Source organism: Kluyvera georgiana ATCC 51603 (genome assembly GCF_001654985.1).
Classification (GTDB): Bacteria; Pseudomonadota; Gammaproteobacteria; order Enterobacterales; family Enterobacteriaceae; genus Kluyvera; species Kluyvera georgiana.
Genome location: NZ_LXEU01000067.1, coordinates 63,925 through 82,545 on the forward strand (window position 1 = coordinate 63,925; position 18,621 = coordinate 82,545).

General features: G+C 55.4%; 18 protein-coding genes and 1 pseudogene. 14 read left to right on the forward strand and 5 right to left on the reverse strand.

Annotated elements, in window-relative coordinates; translation table 11 throughout:
* Positions 1 to 28 precede the first annotated feature (28 nt).
* Positions 29 to 1,060: a 16S rRNA (guanine(1207)-N(2))-methyltransferase RsmC gene (gene rsmC / locus M989_RS16895; protein WP_064547142.1), complete on the reverse strand. Its 1,032-nt coding sequence runs from the start codon at positions 1,058 to 1,060 to the stop codon at positions 29 to 31.
* A gap of 227 nt (positions 1,061 to 1,287) precedes the next feature.
* Here rsmC and M989_RS16900 point away from each other — a divergent pair, with 227 nt between their 5' ends.
* The 9 genes from M989_RS16900 (at position 1,288) to M989_RS16940 (ending at position 9,161) form a co-directional block, all read left to right on the forward strand.
* A complete protein-coding gene (locus M989_RS16900) occupies positions 1,288 to 1,701 on the forward strand; it encodes a DNA polymerase III subunit psi (RefSeq protein WP_064547146.1) in 414 nt (137 codons plus the stop codon).
* Complete coding sequence (gene rimI, locus M989_RS16905; protein ID WP_064547148.1) at positions 1,670 to 2,116, forward strand: ribosomal protein S18-alanine N-acetyltransferase; 447 nt, start codon at positions 1,670 to 1,672, stop codon at positions 2,114 to 2,116. Before M989_RS16900 ends, rimI begins: the two co-directional genes overlap by 32 nt.
* A gap of 14 nt (positions 2,117 to 2,130) precedes the next feature.
* Positions 2,131 to 2,811, forward strand: a complete 681-nt coding sequence (gene yjjG / locus M989_RS16910) for a pyrimidine 5'-nucleotidase (protein WP_064547150.1) — start codon at positions 2,131 to 2,133, stop codon at positions 2,809 to 2,811.
* Between the two features lie 92 nt (positions 2,812 to 2,903).
* Positions 2,904 to 4,493 carry a peptide chain release factor 3 gene (gene prfC / locus M989_RS16915; protein WP_064547152.1) on the forward strand — a complete coding sequence of 530 codons (1,590 nt, stop codon included), beginning with the start codon at positions 2,904 to 2,906 and terminating at the stop codon, positions 4,491 to 4,493.
* Between the two features lie 400 nt (positions 4,494 to 4,893).
* On the forward strand, positions 4,894 to 5,487 hold the full coding sequence (osmY, locus tag M989_RS16920) for a molecular chaperone OsmY (protein WP_425337865.1): 594 nt from the start codon (positions 4,894 to 4,896) through the stop codon (positions 5,485 to 5,487).
* A 128-nt stretch (positions 5,488 to 5,615) separates the two neighbouring features.
* On the forward strand, positions 5,616 to 5,777 hold the full coding sequence (locus M989_RS16925) for a DUF1328 domain-containing protein (protein WP_064547200.1): 162 nt from the start codon (positions 5,616 to 5,618) through the stop codon (positions 5,775 to 5,777).
* 121 nt (positions 5,778 to 5,898) lie between these two features.
* Complete coding sequence (locus M989_RS16930) at positions 5,899 to 6,960, forward strand: patatin-like phospholipase family protein (protein WP_064547155.1); 1,062 nt, start codon at positions 5,899 to 5,901, stop codon at positions 6,958 to 6,960.
* Positions 6,957 to 7,736 carry a TatD family hydrolase gene (locus M989_RS16935; RefSeq protein WP_064547157.1) on the forward strand — a complete coding sequence of 260 codons (780 nt, stop codon included), beginning with the start codon at positions 6,957 to 6,959 and terminating at the stop codon, positions 7,734 to 7,736. Before M989_RS16930 ends, M989_RS16935 begins: the two co-directional genes overlap by 4 nt.
* A 147-nt stretch (positions 7,737 to 7,883) precedes the next feature.
* Positions 7,884 to 9,161 carry a NupC/NupG family nucleoside CNT transporter gene (locus M989_RS16940; protein WP_064547159.1) on the forward strand — a complete coding sequence of 426 codons (1,278 nt, stop codon included), beginning with the start codon at positions 7,884 to 7,886 and terminating at the stop codon, positions 9,159 to 9,161.
* Here M989_RS16940 and M989_RS16945 read toward each other — a convergent pair.
* Together M989_RS16945 and M989_RS16950 are read right to left on the reverse strand one after the other, a co-directional pair.
* Positions 9,156 to 10,019 (reverse strand): YjjW family glycine radical enzyme activase, encoded by an 864-nt coding sequence (locus M989_RS16945; protein ID WP_064547161.1) that lies wholly within the window; start codon positions 10,017 to 10,019, stop codon positions 9,156 to 9,158. The two genes, M989_RS16940 and M989_RS16945, sit on opposite strands and share 6 nt — an antisense overlap.
* On the reverse strand, positions 9,991 to 11,541 hold the full coding sequence (locus tag M989_RS16950) for a YjjI family glycine radical enzyme (protein WP_064547163.1): 1,551 nt from the start codon (positions 11,539 to 11,541) through the stop codon (positions 9,991 to 9,993). Before M989_RS16950 ends, M989_RS16945 begins: the two co-directional genes overlap by 29 nt.
* A 258-nt stretch (positions 11,542 to 11,799) precedes the next feature.
* On the opposite strand from M989_RS16950, the gene deoC reads away from it, so the two are divergent.
* The 5 genes and pseudogenes from deoC (at position 11,800) to M989_RS16975 (ending at position 16,823) form a co-directional block, all read left to right on the forward strand.
* Positions 11,800 to 12,579: a deoxyribose-phosphate aldolase gene (deoC, locus tag M989_RS16955; RefSeq protein ID WP_064547166.1), complete on the forward strand. Its 780-nt coding sequence runs from the start codon at positions 11,800 to 11,802 to the stop codon at positions 12,577 to 12,579.
* Between the two features lie 133 nt (positions 12,580 to 12,712).
* Entirely contained in the window at positions 12,713 to 14,035 is a 1,323-nt protein-coding gene (deoA, locus tag M989_RS16960) for a thymidine phosphorylase (RefSeq protein ID WP_064547167.1), read from the forward strand.
* 52 nt (positions 14,036 to 14,087) lie between these two features.
* On the forward strand, positions 14,088 to 15,311 hold the full coding sequence (deoB, locus tag M989_RS16965) for a phosphopentomutase (protein ID WP_064547169.1): 1,224 nt from the start codon (positions 14,088 to 14,090) through the stop codon (positions 15,309 to 15,311).
* Between the two features lie 100 nt (positions 15,312 to 15,411).
* Positions 15,412 to 16,131, forward strand: a complete 720-nt coding sequence (gene deoD / locus M989_RS16970) for a purine-nucleoside phosphorylase (protein ID WP_000224864.1) — start codon at positions 15,412 to 15,414, stop codon at positions 16,129 to 16,131.
* Positions 16,132 to 16,331: 200 nt separating this feature from the next.
* Positions 16,332 to 16,823: pseudogene (locus M989_RS16975) on the forward strand (REP-associated tyrosine transposase).
* An 85-nt stretch (positions 16,824 to 16,908) separates the two neighbouring features.
* Here the strand turns inward: M989_RS16975 and lplA are convergent.
* Both lplA and M989_RS16985 read right to left on the reverse strand, forming a co-directional pair.
* Positions 16,909 to 17,925 carry a lipoate--protein ligase gene (lplA, locus tag M989_RS16980; RefSeq protein WP_064547171.1) on the reverse strand — a complete coding sequence of 339 codons (1,017 nt, stop codon included), beginning with the start codon at positions 17,923 to 17,925 and terminating at the stop codon, positions 16,909 to 16,911.
* 18 nt (positions 17,926 to 17,943) lie between these two features.
* Complete coding sequence (locus M989_RS16985; RefSeq protein ID WP_064547173.1) at positions 17,944 to 18,576, reverse strand: YtjB family periplasmic protein; 633 nt, start codon at positions 18,574 to 18,576, stop codon at positions 17,944 to 17,946.
* Between the last annotated feature and the right edge of the window lie 45 nt (positions 18,577 to 18,621).

The window sequence follows — 18,621 nt, forward strand, 5'->3', positions numbered from 1 at the left end:
CGTAAATGCCTTATCCGGCCTGCATTGATTAGGCTTTTTTCGCCTGACGGGTCATGACGGTGCGGTACACTTTGAAACGGCCTGTTTGAGCAATCACTTCATGGAAGCCAAAGGTCTCGTCCAGCACTGCCGGATAGGGCAGGAAGGCGTTGGCCACGATGCGTAGCTCGCCGCCGCTGTTCAGATGACGCACGGCGCCGCGAATCAGCGTTTGCGCAGCGTCCAGGCTGGTCTGCATGCCATCGTGGAACGGCGGGTTGGAGATGATCATATCGAAACGGCCGTTCACCTCAGAGAAGACGTTGCTGGCCAGCACGTCGCCTTCAATGCCATTTGCCGCAAGGGTTGCGCGGCTGGCTTCGACCGCCGGAGCGCTCACATCGCACAGGGTCAAACGAACCTTCGGCGAGTGGCTGGCCAGCGTCGCCGCCAGCACGCCTGCGCCGCAGCCGACGTCCAGCACTTTACCTTTGGTGTGAGGCGTCAGGGTGGAGAGCAGCAGCTGGCTGCCGACATCCAGTCCGTCACGGCTGAAGACGCCCGGTAGGGTCTTAATGGTCAGCTTATCAAGCTGATATTCGCCCCAGAATGTTTCCGCATCGAACGACGGCTGTTTTTCCAGACGACCGTGATACAGGCCGCAGCGACGAGCGCTGTCGACTTTATTCAGCGGCGCGAACTCTGCCAGCATCTGTTCGGCGCTGCGCACGCCGCTGCGGTTTTCGCCAATGACGAAAATATCGGTGCCCACCGGCAGAAGAGACAGAATGTTCATCAGCTGGAACTGGGCTTCCGGTTTGTTCTTTGGCCAGTAGTAGATAAACGTGTCGCTGTCGGCGACGTCTTCCGCCTGCGCCACAAGCCCAAAGCGAACGTTGTCGCCTATCTGGCGGTTTAACACCTGCCAGTGGTGAAACTGCTGGGTATGCGCGCGGCTTGCGGCGGTCTCAAGGCGTGCGGGCAGGTCATCCTGCAGATCGCCGGCAAAGAAAATACGGCTCTGTTCGAAATCGTCACTGTGGCGCAGCAAGACTTCACTTGCCGGGGTAAAAGCAGACATGAATGGTTCCTCATTAAACTCAGGCCGCGATTATACACGTCATCCTTCAAGTTGCCTCTATGTTGGCTGCACTCATTCACCCCAGTCACGTACTTTTGTACGCTCCTGGGGATTCATTCGCTTGCCGCCTCGATGCAACTCGAATGATTTTGTGTATATAGAGTGTAATTGGCGCAGTTTCGATGAATTTGCTATATTTGCGCCCTTGATAGACAGGAGCGTGGTACATGACATCCCGGCGAGACTGGCAATTACAACAGTTGGGTATTACCCAATGGTCACTGCGTCGCCCCGGCGCGTTGCAGGGCGAGATTGCCATTACGCTCCCTCAGCACGTTCGGCTGGTGATCGTTGGCGAGGAGCTTCCTGCGCTGACGGAACCGCTGATGGGCGATATTCTGCGCGCGCTGCGTCTGACGCCGGACCAGGTTTTACCGCTGACGCCCGATCGCGTGGCGATGCTGCCGCAGCAGAGCCGCTGCCACTGCTGGCGGCTGGGTAACGATGAACCCGTCACGCTGGAAGGGGCGGTGATTTCGACGCCGCCGTTTAATGAACTGCAAGCCAGCGCGCCCGCGCGCGCCGCGCTTTGGCAACAAATTTGCGCCCATGAACACGATTTCTACCCTCAGCACGACTGATTTACCCCGCGCCTTCGCGATTGAAACGCGCGCCCATGCGTTTCCCTGGAGTGAAACAACCTTCGCCAGTAATCAGGGAGAGCGCTATCTGAACCTGCAGATGTCGGTCGACGGTGAAATGGCCGCCTTTGCGATCACGCAGGTGGTGCTGGATGAAGCGACGCTGTTCAATATCGCGGTCGACCCAGCGTTTCAGCGCCGCGGTCTGGGGCGCGAGCTGCTTGAACATCTCATTGATGCGTTAGAGGCACAGGGCGTGGTCACGCTATGGCTGGAAGTCCGCGCATCGAATCACGCAGCCATTGCCCTGTATGAAAGTTTAGGCTTTAACGAAGCGACGATTCGTCGCAACTATTATCCTACGGCGGAAGGTCGCGAGGATGCCATTATTATGGCGCTGCCCATTAGTATGTAAGACAAGGTGAAAAGATGAAGAAGTGGGACTGGATTTTCTTCGATGCCGACGAGACGCTGTTTACGTTTGACTCGTTTAGCGGCTTACAGCGGATGTTTCTCGACTATAGCGTGACCTTTACCGCGGAAGATTTCCAGGACTACCAGGCGGTGAATAAGCCGCTGTGGGTGGATTACCAGAATGGGGCGATCACCTCGCTCCAGCTTCAGCATCAGCGTTTTACCGGCTGGGCGGAACGTTTGAATGTTCACCCGGGGGATCTGAACGACGCCTTTATGAATGCGATGGCGGAGATTTGCGCGCCTTTGCCGGGGGCCGAGTCGCTGCTGAATGCGCTGAAAGGCAAAGTGAAAATGGGGATCATCACAAACGGTTTTACCTCATTACAGCAAACGCGCCTTGAGCGTACCGGCTTTAGCAATCACTTTGATTTGCTGATCATTTCTGAAGAAGTCGGCGTCGCTAAACCGGACCGCCAGATCTTTGATTACGCCCTTGAACAGGCCGGCCATCCGGACCGTTCCCGCGTGCTGATGGTTGGCGATACCGCCGAGTCTGATATTCGCGGCGGCATGAACGCCGGTTGGGCAACCTGCTGGCTGAACGCGCACCAGCGCGCGCTGCCGGAAGGCATCACGCCTGACTGGACGGTAACCTCATTGCCTGAACTGGAGCGACTCCTGTGTAAACAGTGATTGCCAGCCCCCCTTTGATGGGTAAAATAGCCGCAATTTTTTCGTATTCAACATGCGCGGCGCGTTGCCGCGTTTACTAAGAAGATTGAATTATGACGTTGTCTCCTTATTTGCAAGAGGTGGCCAAGCGCCGCACTTTTGCCATTATTTCTCACCCGGATGCCGGTAAAACGACGATCACTGAAAAGGTGCTGTTATTCGGACAGGCCATTCAGACCGCCGGTACGGTAAAAGGGCGTGGTTCCAGCCAGCATGCGAAATCCGACTGGATGGAGATGGAAAAGCAGCGTGGTATCTCGATTACCACGTCCGTGATGCAGTTTCCGTACCGTGACTGCCTGGTGAACCTGCTGGACACCCCGGGGCACGAAGACTTCTCCGAGGATACCTATCGTACGCTGACGGCGGTCGACTGTTGTCTGATGGTTATCGACGCCGCGAAAGGCGTTGAGGATCGTACCCGCAAGCTGATGGAAGTTACCCGTCTGCGCGATACGCCGATCCTGACCTTCATGAACAAACTCGACCGCGATATCCGCGATCCGATGGAAGTGCTGGATGAAGTGGAGCGCGAGCTGAAAATCGGCTGCGCGCCGATTACCTGGCCGATTGGCTGCGGCAAGCTGTTCAAAGGCGTTTACCATCTCTATAAAGATGAAACCTATCTGTATCAGACGGGTAAAGGCCACACCATTCAGGAAGTGCGTATTGTGAAAGGGCTGAACAGCCCTGAGCTGGATGCGGCGGTCGGTGAAGAGCTGGCCCAGCAGCTGCGTGACGAGCTGGAACTGGTGCAGGGTGCGTCCAACGAGTTCGATAAAGAGCTGTTCCTGGCGGGGGAAATTACGCCGGTCTTCTTCGGTACCGCGCTGGGCAACTTCGGCGTTGACCATATGCTCGACGGTTTAGTGGAGTGGGCGCCAGCGCCAATGCCGCGTAACACCGATACCCGCCTGGTGGAAGCGCAGGACGAGAAGTTCTCCGGCTTCGTGTTTAAAATTCAGGCCAACATGGACCCGAAACACCGCGACCGCGTGGCGTTTATGCGCGTGGTGTCGGGGAAATATGAAAAAGGCATGAAGCTGCGTCAGGTGCGTATCGGTAAAGATGTGGTTATCTCTGATGCGCTAACCTTTATGGCGGGTGACCGTTCGCACGTTGAAGAGGCCTATCCGGGCGATATCATCGGGTTGCACAACCACGGTACCATCCAGATTGGCGACACCTTTACTCAGGGCGAGATGATGAAGTTCACCGGTATCCCGAACTTCGCGCCGGAACTGTTCCGTCGTATCCGCCTGAAGGATCCGTTGAAGCAGAAACAGCTGCTGAAAGGGTTGGTACAGCTGTCGGAAGAGGGCGCGGTGCAGGTGTTCCGTCCGATTGCCAACAACGACCTGATCGTAGGCGCCGTGGGTGTGCTGCAGTTTGACGTGGTGGTTGCGCGTCTGAAAAGCGAATACAACGTTGAAGCGATTTACGAATCGGTAAACGTCGCCACCGCCCGCTGGGTAGAGGGGAAAGACGTGAAGAAATTCGAAGAGTTCAAGCGTAAAAACGAAGTTCAGCTGGCGCTGGACGGTGGCGATAATCTGACGTACATCGCCCCGACCATGGTGAACCTGAACCTGACGCAGGAACGTTATCCTGACGTTGAGTTCCGCAAAACTCGCGAGCACTAAAACCCCCTTCAGGGTGCGGCAGCCGCTGCACCCTGACACTTTTCCTTCCTTTTTAGCCTGTTACGGAAAGTTCTTAATTCCGCCCCTTTTTCCATTAACTGTCTGTTTTTTGCTCAGCGAAGCGGGCGCTTTCAAAATTGTGATCTATATTTAACAAAGCGATGACATCTGTGTCGGCTTTAAATTCTGATAGTCACGCTATGTAAAGTGCTTAAAGCTGACACTTATTTTCATCGCAATATTAATAACTGGATAAGGGCGCGATTTTGCGGTGATTTATGGTCCTGAGAATTGGGGGCTGTCGTGAAATTCGTGGTCAGGGGTTTCGTCCCCTATTCAGCAATGCAACCTGCGTGTTGCACATGCTCAAATTGCGGGCAAAACATACAGGAATATATTGATGATGAAAAAACTGACGATGTCTAAAACGCTGCTTGCCGTGATGCTGACTTCTGCTGTGGCTACCGGTTCCGTCTACGCAGAAACGACAACGATGGATAAGGCTCAGGCCAGTGCGGAAAGTGCAGGGAATAAAGTCGGTAACTTCATGGATGACAGCACCATCACGGCAAAAGTCAAAGCCGCCCTGCTGGATAACGAGAGTATTAAGAGCACGGATATCTCCGTGAAGACGGATAAAAAAGTCGTGACGCTGAGCGGCTTTGTACAAAGTCAGGCGCAGGCTGAAGCGGCTGTTGCGGCGGCGAAAACCGTTGAGGGCGTTGCTTCTGTGAGTGACAAGCTTCACGTCCGCGACAGCAAAGAAAGCTCGATAAAAGGCTATGCCGGTGATACGGCAACGACCAGTGAAGTGAAAGCCAGGCTGCTGGCTGACGACATCGTACCCTCACGTAACGTGAAAGTTGAGACGACAGATGGCGTTGTGCAGCTGTCGGGTACCGTGGAATCCCAGGCGCAAAGCGAGCGTGCAGAAAGCGTCGCTAAAGCCGTCGAAGGCGTGAAAAGCGTCAAAAATGATCTGAAAGTGCAGTAATAAGTGGTCATCTTGTCTCCTGAAATTTGGCAGGAGACAAGATGTGCACCACACTAAAAAAAGTGCCGATGGGTGGCCTGGACGCTCATAGCAAGCGGGCGACATTAACTATGGTAAAGGAGAAGCTTATGTTTCGTTGGGGCATTATATTTCTGGTTATCGCGTTAATTGCCGCCGCATTAGGATTTGGTGGACTGGCAGGTACCGCTGCATGGGCAGCGAAAATCGTGTTTGTTGTGGGGATTATCATCTTCCTGGTGAGCCTGTTTACCGGGCGTAAACGACCCTAGAGCATCGCGTACGAAATAGCATTAAATCAAAGCCAGTCCAGCGGACTGGCTTTATTAGTTTTAGCCGACGCGAATTTAGGCTACTTTGTTAGTCTGAGAACTAAAAAACAGGTAGGTAGAGGTGGGGCAGCGTATACCCGTCACGCTTGGCAATATTGCGCCATTATCGCTGAGGCGTTTCACTCCTGGTCGCATGGCGCTGGTCTGCGAGGGGGGAGGGCAACGTGGTATCTTCACTGCAGGGGTGCTTGATGAGTTTATGCGGGCACAGTTCAATCCCTTCGATCTCTACTACGGGAGCTCGGCGGGCGCGCAAAATATTTCCGCCTATCTGTGCAACCAACCGGGATACGGGCGTAAAGTCATCATGCGTTACACCACCCGGCGGGAGTTTTTCGACCCGGTACGCTTTGTCCGCGGCGGCAACCTTATTGACCTCGATTGGCTAGTCGGCTCAACCGCCGGGCAAATGCCGCTGGCAATGGACACCGCCGAACGTCTGTTTGAACTGGGAAAATCTTTCTATATCTGCGCCTGCCGAAGCGATGATTATACGCCCAGCTATTTTTCACCAACCCGACATAACTGGCTCGATATTATTCGGGCGTCCAGCGCGATTCCGGGCTTCTATCGCCCCGGCGTGGCGCTGAATGGTATTAGTTACTTTGATGGCGGCGTGAGCGATGCGATCCCGGTGCGCGAAGCAGCAAAGCAGGGGGCAAAGACGCTGGTGGTGATCCGCACCGTGCCGTCTCAGATGTACTATACGCCGCAGTGGTTTAAACGTATGGAACGCTGGCTGGGGGAGAGCAGCCTGCAGCCGCTGGTGAATCTGGTGCAACACCATGAAACCAGCTATTCCGAAATCCAGAAATTTATTGAAAACCCGCCGGGTAATCTGCGTATTTTTGAAATCTATCCACCAAAACCGTTGCTCAGTATGGCGCTTGGAAGCCGTATTCCCGCCCTGCGCCAGGACTACAAAACAGGGCGTTTGTGCGGCCGCTATTTTCTGGCAACCATTGGTAAGCTGTTGTCAGAAAAACCGCCGCTGGCGCGCCATGTTTCATCAGACGCGCTGTCCATTCCAACACGACCGGTTGCTAATGATATCCCCACAGCGGTAATGCCCGATGTATTGCCCGTTAACGATACTTTTTTCAATGATAAGGATCTGGCGTGAACGGCAGCTTTATTGATACCCATTGCCATTTTGATTTTGCGCCGTTTCCCGGCGACGAAGAGGCAAGTATTCAACGCGCAGCGGCGGCTGGCGTTGACAAGATAGTGATTCCGGCTACCGAGGCCGACAATTTTAGTCGTGTGCTGGCATTAGCTGAACGCTTTCCTTCTTTGTATGCCGCGATTGGGCTGCACCCCATTGTTGTGGAGCGCCATAGCGATGAGAGCCTGGCGCAGCTGGAAGTGGAACTCTCCCGCAAATCCTCAAAATTGGTTGCGGTGGGGGAAATGGGTCTCGATCTCTACCGCGAAAACCCGCAGTTTGAGCGTCAGCAGTACCTGCTGGACGCGCAGCTTAGACTGGCCAAACGTTACGATCTGCCGGTGATCCTCCATTCGCGACGCACGCACGACAAGCTGGCGCTACATCTGAAGCGGCACAACCTGCCGAGAACGGGGGTGGTTCACGGTTTTTCCGGTAGCCTGCAACAGGCAGAGCGGTTTGTGCAGTTAGGCTATAAAATAGGCGTCGGCGGAACGATTTCGTACCCGCGAGCCAGCAAGACGCGTGACGTCATGGCGCAACTGCCGCTGTCGTCGCTGGTGCTGGAAACCGATGCGCCGGATATGCCGCTTAATGGCTACCAGGGTCAGCCCAATCGCCCTGAGCGCATTGCCGAAGTATTCACGCACCTGTGCTCGCTGCGTCCGGAAGCGCCAGAGCACATTGCCAGCGCGCTCATTGCGAATACCTATTCGCTATTTCCTGGCTTGTAGGGTGACTTAGGTCTCATTATTGGCTTTTCGTCTGTTACCGTTGCGTAAAACCTGTGATTTTGAACAAAAAAGATAATTGCGGAACGTTATAATCGGCGCCGTTGGTTTGCCGTAATTATTATATTTTTCAATACACAGGGACTCTGTATGCAAATCCTCATGGGACTCATCGGCATGGTGGTGCTGCTCGCCATTGCCTTACTTCTCTCCAGTAATCGTAAAGCAATCAATCTTCGCACCGTGCTGGGAGCCTGGCTTTTGCAGGTGGGTATCGGTGCATTAATCCTTTATGTGCCTGCCGGGCGTAAAGTGCTGCTGGCAATGTCGGAAGGCGTGGCTAACGTTATCGCTTACGGTAACGAAGGGATCGGCTTCCTGTTCGGCGGCCTGGTCTCCGACAAGATGTTTGAAGTCTTTGGCGGCGGCGGCTTCGTCTTTGCGCTGCGCGTTCTGCCGGTCATCGTCTTTTTCTCCTCGCTGATTGCCGTCCTTTACTATCTCGGCATTATGCAGTTTGTCATCCGTATTCTTGGGGGCGGCCTGCGTAAGGTGCTCAAAACGTCGCGCACGGAATCACTTTCTGCGACCGCAAACATCTTTGTCGGCCAAACGGAAGCCCCGCTGGTGGTTCGTCCGTATATTGCCACGATGACGCGTTCTGAGCTGTTTGCCGTGATGTGTGGCGGTCTGGCATCGGTTGCCGGTTCCGTGTTGGCGGGCTACGCGCAGATGGGCGTTCCGTTGGAATACCTGATTGCCGCATCGTTTATGGCGGCGCCGGGTGGCCTGCTGTTCGCTAAGATTATGGTTCCGGAAACCGAGACGCCGCAGGATTCTCCTACGCTGGAGAAGAATTCGAAAGATCCGGATGCGCCGACTAACGTGCTGGACGCAGCGGCATCGGGAGCGGCATCCGGGATGCAGCTGGCGCTGAACGTGGGCGCAATGCTGTTGGCGTTTATTGCGCTGATTGCGCTGCTGAACGGTATCTTGTCTGGGGTAGGCGGCTGGTTCAACTACCCGGAACTGTCGCTGCAGCTGATTCTGGGCTGGGTCTTCTCGCCGCTGGCGTGGGTGATCGGCGTGCCGTGGAGTGAAGCGACGGTCGCGGGTTCATTTATCGGCCAGAAGCTGGTGATCAACGAATTTGTGGCCTACATGAACTTCGGTGAATATCTGAAGGCAGATGCGGAAGTGGCGGCAGCCGGGTTGCAGGTGATTTCAAACCACACCAAAGCGATTATCTCTTTCGCGCTGTGTGGGTTTGCTAACCTTTCGTCTATCGCGATTCTGATTGGCGGCCTGGGCAGCATGGCGCCGAAGCGCCGTCAGGATATTGCCCAGTTGGGTCTGAAAGCGGTGGCAGCCGGGACGCTCTCTAACCTGATGAGCGCCACCATTGCCGGCGTGTTCCTCGCCCTATAAGTACAGCGCCGGAGGAATAATCTGCGTTATTCCTCCGGCACGTAGCGCCTGGCTCAAGGCTTCAATATCCTGCGGCCCGGCGCTACGCCACGCTTTGGCTTCACCATAAACGCCATGTGCATGAAAAGCGTTAATACGAATAGCCACCTCACCTAACCCGCCGATAAACCCGCTCAGCGCCTCCGCCTCCTGGAGATAATCCGTTTGATCGGGGATCGCTAACAGTCGCAGTTCTGCCAGCATGCCGTGTTCAGCTAACCATTGAATGCTTTTCTTTATTCGCATGTTGCTTCTGCCGGTTAGCGCGAGATGGCAGGCATTGTCCCAGGCTTTTAAATCGACCATCACGCCGTCACACAGCGGGCGCAGCTTTTCCCAACCGCTGATTGGCAGCTCACCGTTACTGTCGACCAGACAGGTCAAATGCTTAAGCGCCGGGGAGCTCTTCAGACGGGCGAACAGCTCGCAGACAAACGGCAGTTGGGTGGTCGCTTCGCCGCCGCTGACGGTAATACCTTCGAGAAATGGCGCGACCTTACTGATGTGCTCAATCACCTGCTCAACGCTCATCGACTGCGCCATCGGCGTCGCCTGCTGCGGGCACAGATGCAGGCAGGTATCGCATTGCTGGCAAACTGCGGAGTGCCATGTCACACGACCGTTTGCAAGGCTGAGCGCCTGATGCGGACACTGCGGCACGCATTCGCCGCAATCGTTGCAGCGCCCCATGGTCCACGGGTTGTGGCAGTTCTTACAGCGTAGGTTGCAGCCCTGCAGGAACAGGGCCAGGCGGCTGCCCGGCCCGTCGACGCAGGAGAACGGGATAATCTTACTGACTAAAGCGCATCTGCTGTTCATGGCTCACGACACGAGGTTGACGTTCCAGAATACGGGTATTACGTGCGGCTTCTTCACCGAGCCAGGTGGTATTGGTACGTGAGCCTTCCGCGCGATATTTTTCCAGATCGGACAGACGCACCATATAGCCGGTGACGCGCACCAGATCGTTACCGCTGACGTTAGCGCTGAACTCACGCATACCCACCTTGAATGCGCCGAGACACAGCTGCATCACCGCCTGCGGGTTACGCTTCACGGTTTCATCAAGGGTCAGAATGTCGCTAATGCCCGCGGCGTAGAACGCATGGTGCGGCGCGACGGCCAGCAGATGGCTAATCGGGTCCGGTTCATCGCCGTAAGGCAGACGCGCGCCCGGCGTGGTGCCGGTGTCGGAGCTGATGCCAGACTGTGCGTGCAGCAACGAACGTTGTTGCCAGCCGTACTGCACCGGCGTTTGGGCGACAAATTCGGCCAGCGCCGCGCTGATGCGATAAGCCAGCGTATTGGCCTGCTCATCTTTACCGTAGCGCCCGGCAATGCCGTCGCGTTCGCACAGGATGTTGACCGCTTCCGCCAGCGAGTAGATCCCGAACATCGGTACAAAACGGTCCGGGCTTATCAGCCCTTCGCTCACCAGGAAGCTATTCTCAAAGAAGTGAGACTGCTCGTAGAGGAAGCGGCAGCGGGCATCAATGATATCGATTTGCAGCTGGCAGTAGTGTGGCAGGACGCGGCTGAAGAAATCGTCAATCGAGTTGCTGCGCTGGGCAACCTGCTGCAGATTCATGCGAACCAGGGTGCTGCCGCCGCCGGCGATCGGCAGAGAGTTGTAACAGCTCACGATGCCATATTGATCTTTTGTGAATATTTTATCATTCGCCGGGCCGTTAGCGATATGTGGTTTACTGCACTCGCAAATATTTTGTGCCACCTGTAACAGCAGATCGTCAGGTGTGATTTCCGGATCGTAGATAAAAGTCAGATTGGGCGCAACCTGCTTTAATTCAGCCTCAGCACGTAAAATAGCCCGTGTAATCGGCGTGTCGTGAGGGCCAATGTTAACGTGCGTGAAGGCATCGGGCAGCGTGCGATCCAGATAGCGCCAGAAACGTTTTATTCGAATATCGATTTCATCTTGTGTTAGAATTCTAACATAAGGTGACAGCAACGCATCAAGATGACCGAGATATACCGGCATCGCCGTCACGGAAGGAACATGGTGATACAGGATGGTCAGCAGCGATAGGGCATCGTCCAGATCCTGCGCGCCTTCCAGCTCCAGCCATGCGGAGCCGTTGGCGAGAAAACGTTCGTAGTCCGGCAGGACATAGCGCGGTTTGTACGGCGCGTGTCCTTCGAACATATCGCAGATAACACCCTCGGTTAGCGCGGCTTGCGCCTGCTCGGATAACTCAGGATACGGCAGGGCATTCTCGGCTTCTAACGCCAGGAAATGGCGTTTTTGTTCCGGGGATAACACGGAGCTTGTCACAATTTGCTGGCAGTGTTGCAGCAGTGATGATTCTGGCGAAGTGGACATGTTGAATTCCTCAGACGAGCGATGCGCGAAGTGTATGAGAAACGATGAGGGCATCTTTTGATCCGAGCCGTCGAAGTGGTGCTTTATGGCCCATCTTTGGTGGCAAAGTTTGATTAAGATCTCGTTGTTGTTATGCAAATTTGTACGAAGTTTTCACTAAGTGTGATGAAAGTCGAAGTGTGAGCGCGGGGCGGTGTTACAATAATCACAGACCCGCAAGGTAACGATTTAAACGGCAATACGCCGTTGGAGAGCAAAATGACTGATTTAAAGGCAAGCAGCCTGCGTGCACTGCAACTGATGGACTTAACCACCCTGAATGAAGATGACACCGATGCGAAAGTGATCGCACTGTGCCATCAGGCGAAAACGCCGGTGGGCAACACCGCCGCTGTCTGCATCTATCCGCGTTTCATTCCGATTGCGCGTAAAACGCTGAAAGAGCAGGGAACGCCTGACATCCGTATCGCCACCGTCACCAACTTCCCGCACGGCAATGACGATATCGATATTGCTCTGGCGGAAACCCGCGCGGCGATTGCTTATGGTGCTGATGAAGTTGACGTGGTCTTCCCATATCGCGCGCTGATCGCGGGCAACGAGCAGGTTGGTTTTGACCTGGTGAAAGCCTGTAAAGACGCCTGTGCTGCGGCAAACGTGCTGCTGAAAGTGATCATCGAAACCGGTGAACTGAAAGAAGAAGCGCTGATTCGCAAAGCATCCGAAATCTCCATCAAAGCCGGCGCTGATTTCATCAAAACCTCTACCGGTAAAGTACCGGTAAACGCGACCCCGGAAAGCGCGCGCATCATGATGGAAGTGATCCGTGATATGGGCGTACAGAAAACCGTGGGCTTTAAGCCAGCTGGCGGCGTGCGTACCGCTGAAGACGCGCAGCTGTTCCTGTCTATCGCTGACGAACTGTTCGGCGCGGACTGGGCAGACTCCCGTCACTACCGCTTCGGCGCTTCCTCTCTGCTGGCTAGCCTGCTGAAGGCGCTGGGCCACGGCGACGGTAAGAGCGCTAGCAGCTATTAATGCATTATCGTAGCCCGGACGAGGCGCATGCGCGCCGACTCCGGGATCTCCCCGGCGGCGCTACGCTTGGCCGGGCTACAGGAACGTAGGGCGGTTTCCCCGCCGTGATTCCCCGATTCCAAAGGAGGGTACCTTGTTTCTCGCTCAAGAAATTATTCGCAAAAAACGTGATGGCCTGGCGCTGAGTGATGAAGAAATTCGTTTCTTTATCAACGGTATTCGCGACAACACCATCTCTGAAGGGCAGATTGCCGCGCTGGCGATGACCATTTTCTTCCATGATATGAGCATGCCGGAGCGTGTCTCGCTGACCATGGCGATGCGGGATTCAGGCACCGTCCTGGACTGGAAGAGCCTCAACCTCAACGGCCCGATTGTCGACAAGCACTCTACCGGCGGCGTCGGTGACGTCACTTCGCTGATGCTTGGCCCCATGGTCGCGGCCTGCGGTGGCTATATTCCGATGATCTCCGGTCGCGGCCTCGGCCATACCGGCGGTACGCTCGACAAACTGGAAGCCATTCCGGGCTTCGACATCTTCCCGGACGACAACCGTTTCCGTGAAATTATTAAAGACGTGGGTGTGGCGATTATTGGGCAGACCAGCTCGCTCGCACCGGCGGACAAACGTTTTTACGCCACCCGCGACATTACCGCGACGGTGGACTCCATCCCGCTGATTACCGCCTCGATTCTCGCCAAAAAGCTGGCAGAAGGTCTGGATGCGCTGGTCATGGACGTGAAAGTAGGCAGCGGCGCGTTTATGCCGACCTACGAACTCTCTGCGGCGCTGGCGGAAGCCATCGTGGGCGTTTCCAACGGCGCTGGCGTCAAAACCACGGCGCTGCTGACCGACATGAACCAGGTGCTGGCCTCCAGCGCCGGTAATGCGGTGGAAGTTCGTGAAGCCGTGCAGTTCCTGACCGGTGAATACCGCAATCCGCGTCTGTTCGACGTCACCATGGCGCTGTGCGTTGAGATGCTCATCTCCGGCCGCCTCGCGAAAGACGACGCTGAAGCGCGCGCCAAACTGCAGGCCGTGCTCGACAACGGTAAAGCGGCGGAGATCTTTGGTCGCATGGTGGCGGCACAGAAAGGCCCAACCGATTTCGTTGAAAACTATGCGAAATACCTGCCGACAGCGATGCTGAGTAAAGCGGTCTATGCTGATACCGAAGGTTTTGTCAGCGCGATGGATACCCGCGCGCTGGGCATGGCGGTCGTTTCTATGGGCGGCGGTCGTCGTCAGGCATCCGATACCATCGATTACAGCGTCGGCTTTACCGATATGGCCCGTCTGGGCGACAGCGTTGACGGGCAGCGTCCGTTGGCGGTGATCCATGCAAAAGATGAAGCAAGCTGGCAGGACGCGGCGAAAGCCGTGAAAGCGGCAATTAAACTGGACGACAAAGCGCCTGAAATTACGCCAACCGTCTATCGTCGCATTACCGAATAGTTATATACTGATCTGATCGCTTTTTTGCAGCGCAAGATGTATGGAGAACAAGATGAAACGTGCATTTATTATGGTGCTGGACTCCTTTGGGATTGGTGCAACGGAAGACGCTGACCGCTTTGGTGATGTCGGTGCAGATACCATGGGTCACATTGCCGAAGCCTGCGCCAAAGGCGAGGCTGACAATGGTCGTAAGGGCCCGCTGAATTTGCCTAACCTGACTCGTCTGGGTCTGGTGAAAGCCCATGAAGGCTCTACCGGTAAAATTGCCGCCGGCATGGACGGCAATGCGGAAGTGGTGGGCGCATACGCCTGGGCGCATGAGCTCTCTTCCGGTAAAGATACGCCGTCAGGCCACTGGGAAATTGCCGGCGTGCCGGTTCTGTTCGACTGGGGCTACTTCAGCGACCACGAAAATAGCTTCCCGCAGGAGCTGCTGGATAAACTGGTTAAGCGTGCCAACCTGCCGGGCTACCTCGGTAACTGCCACTCTTCTGGTACCGTGATCCTCGACCAACTGGGCGAAGAGCATATGAAAACCGGCAAGCCGATTTTCTATACCTCTGCCGACTCCGTGTTCCAGATTGCCTGCCACGAAGAGACCTTTGGCCTGGATAAACTCTACGAGCTGTGTGAAATCGCGCGTGAAGAGCTGACCGAAGGGGGCTACAACATTGGCCGCGTGATTGCACGTCCGTTTGTCGGCGACAAAGCGGGTCACTTCCAGCGTACCGGCAACCGTCATGACCTGGCCGTTGAACCGCCAGCGCCGACCGTATTGCAGAAGCTGGTGGACGAGAAAAACGGCCACGTGGTTTCCGTCGGTAAGATTGCGGACATCTATGCCAACTGCGGTATCACTAAAAAAGTGAAAGCCACCGGTCTGGATGCGCTGTTTGACGCCACCATCAAAGAGATGAAGGAAGCGGGTGACGAGACCATTGTCTTCACTAACTTCGTGGACTTCGACTCTTCCTGGGGCCACCGTCGCGATATCGCGGGCTACGCCGCAGGCCTGGAACTGTTCGACCGCCGTCTGCCGGAGCTGATGGAGCTGGTGGGTGAAGATGACATTCTGATTCTTACCGCCGACCACGGCTGCGACCCGAGCTGGACCGGTACCGACCATACCCGTGAGCACATCCCGGTGCTGATCTACGGCCCGAAAGTCAAACCGGGTTCGCTGGGCCACCGTGAAACCTTCGCGGATATTGGCCAGACGCTGGCGACTTACTTCGGTACGTCGCCAATGGAATACGGCAAAAATATGCTGTGATGCAATTGCCCGGTGGCGCAAGCTTACCGGGCCTACGGTTTTGTAGGCCTGATAAGGCTTAGCCGCCATCAGGCAGTAACAACGTGATAAGGATAAAATGATGGCTACCCCACACATTAATGCAGAAATGGGCGATTTCGCTGACGTAGTTTTGATGCCGGGCGACCCGCTGCGCGCGAAGCACATTGCTGAAACTTTCCTCGAAGATGTCCGTGAAGTGAACAACGTTCGCGGTATGTTAGGCTTCACCGGCACTTACAAAGGCCGTAAGATTTCCGTGATGGGTCACGGCATGGGTATCCCGTCCTGCTCCATCTACACCAAAGAGCTGATCACCGATTTCGGCGTGAAGAAAATCATTCGCGTGGGCTCCTGCGGCGCTGTGCGTATGGACGTCAAACTGCGTGACGTGGTGATCGGTATGGGCGCGTGCACCGACTCGAAAGTGAACCGTATCCGTTTCAAAGATCATGACTTCGCGGCTATCGCTGACTTCGACATGGTCCGTAACGCTGTTGACGCGGCAAAAGCGCTGGGCGTAGACGCGCGCGTGGGCAACCTGTTCTCCGCAGACCTGTTCTATTCTCCGGACGGCGAAATGTTCGACGTGATGGAAAAATACGGCGTACTGGGCGTGGAAATGGAAGCGGCAGGTATCTACGGCGTGGCTGCAGAGTTTGGAGCCAAAGCGCTGACCATCTGCACCGTATCCGACCATATCCGTACCCACGAGCAGACCACTGCCGCTGAGCGTCAGACCACGTTCAACGACATGATCAAAATCGCGCTGGAATCCGTTCTGCTGGGCGATAAAGAGTAAGACCGTGTTGTGCCCGGTGGCGCTTCGCTTACCGGGCCTACATCGGCCTGCGGTTGTTACCGGACATAGGCCGGATAAGGCGTAGCCGCCATCCGGCAGTCCGCTACCTATACTGCGAGCCTCATTCCCGAATTACCCTCTTCGCGTTGCCTTTTTCTATTAACCCGTTACGTTTGGATTTTGTTTAAGGAATGAACAAAATGTCGAACTATCGTCGTTATTACCTCAACGGTGGAACCTGATTTTTCACGGTTAATCTGAAACACCGGAAAAGTGATTTACTTATCCGTCAGATTGCGGAATTACGCTCTGCTATTCGCCGAGTGAAAAATACCAAGCCTTTTCAAATCGATGCTTTTGTCGTGCTGCCAGAGCATTTGCATTGCATCTGGACGCTTCCTGAGAACGATTGTGATTTTTCATCTCGCTGGCGGGAGCTTAAAAAGTTATTTACCAAATCGATAATGCGCCATGAAGTGTGGCAGCCACGATTCTGGGAGCACGCGATCCGCGATGATGAAGATTATCGCCACCATAAAAATTACATCTACATTAACCCCGTGAAGCACGGATGGGTAACCCGGGTGCAGGATTGGCCGTTTTCGACCTTTCATCGCGATGTTCGCAATGGGGTTTACCCGGTTGATTGGGCGGGGGAGGTGAGGGATCTTGAAGCGGGTGAGCGACGGTAATGCCGGATGGCGCTTCGCTTATCCGGCCTACAGAAATCACTCGTTTGTAGGCCGGATAAGGCGTAGCCGCCATCCGGCAGTCTGCTTAGCGTACCGCCCCCGCTACCCAATTCGCCAGCTCCCGCAGCTCATTCTCCTGTTCCGGAAACTCTGCAACCAGCGCTTCGCAGGTTTGCTGCAGGACGTCAGCACGGTACTGGCAGCCCTGTAAACGCTCAGCCAGTGCCTCCAGCGGCGCAGGATTCAGGCTATCGGTAAACACCTGTGTACGGGTAATCACGCCTTTCTCTACGTCGAAATGCAGCTCAACGCCGCCCCAGGTAAAACGCTCATCCAGCAGATGGCTGAACGCCGGTGCCTGGCCGAAATTCCACTCCCAGCTGCTTTGGCGGGCAAACGTCTCGGCGAAGTTGGGCAGATCCGGCACGTTATCTGGAGAGATAATTTCGGCTTCGACACGCTCACCGTAGTGCTGGAAAAACGCCTCGGTTACGGCTTCGCAAATTTGCTGGTGGGTAATCTCCGGCAGCAGTTCCACCAGATTCGCCACGCGCCCGCGTACGGACGAAATGCCCTTTGCCTGGAGCTTTTTCTTGTCTGGATTCAGGTAATTGGCCAACCGGCTCAGGTCGGCATTCAGCAGCAGCGTACCGTGGTGGAAGCCGCGATCTTTCGTTTCCCGGTAGGCTGAGCCGGAGACTTTACGATCGCCTTCCTCCGTTTTGACGATCAGATCGTTACGCCCGGAGGCTTCCGCCGTAATGCCGAGTGAATTTAGCGCCTCGAGTACGATAGCGGTAGAGATTGTCTTATCGTACTCCGGTTTCCCCGCCATAAAGGTAAAGCAGGTGTTGCCAAGGTCGTGGAACACCGCGCCGCCGCCGCTGCTGCGACGCGCCAGGCGGACGTTATCTTCTTCCATGCGCCGGGTATTGCACTCTTTCCACGGATTCTGCGCGCGGCCGATAACGACCGTGTCCGCGTTACGCCACAGGAACAGCACCCGCTGGGTCGCGGGCATCTGGCGAAAAATACACTCCTCAACGGCGAGATTGAACCACGGATCGTGAGAGTCAGAAAGCAGCAGGCGCAGCGTTGTCATGGCGATTTCCTTTTCTGATTAATCTTTGTCTTCATCCTGCACCGGCTTATTCGCCGTGAGCAGGAACGGCGATTGCTGCCAGCGCGTACGTTTGCCGCGCAGCAGCGTGCGTGCCAGCACCACGCCAATGGCCAGCGACAGCAGCAGCATCAGACGTAAAATATTGGTGGTGTTATCCACCTGACGGGATTCGGTGGCGATGGTATGCGTATCAAGCGTCAGGCGCAGATAGCCGAGCGGGCCATTTTTTCCCTGAATAGGTTCAACAATCTGCTGATTGAAGTAGCTCCCGGCCTTTTTGCCGTCCAGCGCCAGACGGTCGCGTAATTCAACCTGTTCACCGGCACGGGCGATAAGGTCGCCCTGCTCATCATAAACGCCCGCGTCGAGGATTCGGCTTTTCGCGGTAAGCTGCTTCAGCAACTGGCCAATCTTTTTCTCGTCCGGCGTTTCCGTTTTCATCATCGGCGCGAGATTAAGCGACACCTGATACGCCAGCGTTCTCGCCAGATCTTCAAGCTGCGGATTACGTTGTTTCTGGCTTTGCTGACTGAACCAGGACGCCCCCTGCATCAGCGCGACGAGCAGCGCCAGACAGATAAGAACAATCACCGTACGATGCAGTCGAAATTTCAGTTTTGCGCGAACCATATTCCACCTTTGAAAATTTACAGCTTAATGTTGCCAGAAGCGCTG

Bases quoted from the DNA above. Each gene is read 5' to 3' on its own strand.
- rimI (WP_064547148.1), top strand. From the start codon at position 1,670: ATGAACACGATTTCTACCCTCAGCACGACTGATTTACCCCGCGCCTTC.
- M989_RS16940 (WP_064547159.1), top strand. From the start codon at position 7,884: ATGCAAATCCTCATGGGACTCATCGGCATGGTGGTGCTGCTCGCCATT.
- M989_RS16985 (WP_064547173.1), bottom strand. From the start codon at position 18,576: ATGGTTCGCGCAAAACTGAAATTTCGACTGCATCGTACGGTGATTGTT.
- yjjG (WP_064547150.1), top strand. From the start codon at position 2,131: ATGAAGAAGTGGGACTGGATTTTCTTCGATGCCGACGAGACGCTGTTT.
- lplA (WP_064547171.1), bottom strand. From the start codon at position 17,925: ATGACAACGCTGCGCCTGCTGCTTTCTGACTCTCACGATCCGTGGTTC.
- M989_RS16950 (WP_064547163.1), bottom strand. From the start codon at position 11,541: ATGTCCACTTCGCCAGAATCATCACTGCTGCAACACTGCCAGCAAATT.
- prfC (WP_064547152.1), top strand. From the start codon at position 2,904: ATGACGTTGTCTCCTTATTTGCAAGAGGTGGCCAAGCGCCGCACTTTT.
- deoB (WP_064547169.1), top strand. From the start codon at position 14,088: ATGAAACGTGCATTTATTATGGTGCTGGACTCCTTTGGGATTGGTGCA.
- M989_RS16945 (WP_064547161.1), bottom strand. From the start codon at position 10,019: ATGAACAGCAGATGCGCTTTAGTCAGTAAGATTATCCCGTTCTCCTGC.
- deoC (WP_064547166.1), top strand. From the start codon at position 11,800: ATGACTGATTTAAAGGCAAGCAGCCTGCGTGCACTGCAACTGATGGAC.
- M989_RS16900 (WP_064547146.1), top strand. From the start codon at position 1,288: ATGACATCCCGGCGAGACTGGCAATTACAACAGTTGGGTATTACCCAA.
- osmY (WP_425337865.1), top strand. From the start codon at position 4,894: ATGATGAAAAAACTGACGATGTCTAAAACGCTGCTTGCCGTGATGCTG.
- M989_RS16925 (WP_064547200.1), top strand. From the start codon at position 5,616: ATGTTTCGTTGGGGCATTATATTTCTGGTTATCGCGTTAATTGCCGCC.
- deoD (WP_000224864.1), top strand. From the start codon at position 15,412: ATGGCTACCCCACACATTAATGCAGAAATGGGCGATTTCGCTGACGTA.
- rsmC (WP_064547142.1), bottom strand. From the start codon at position 1,060: ATGTCTGCTTTTACCCCGGCAAGTGAAGTCTTGCTGCGCCACAGTGAC.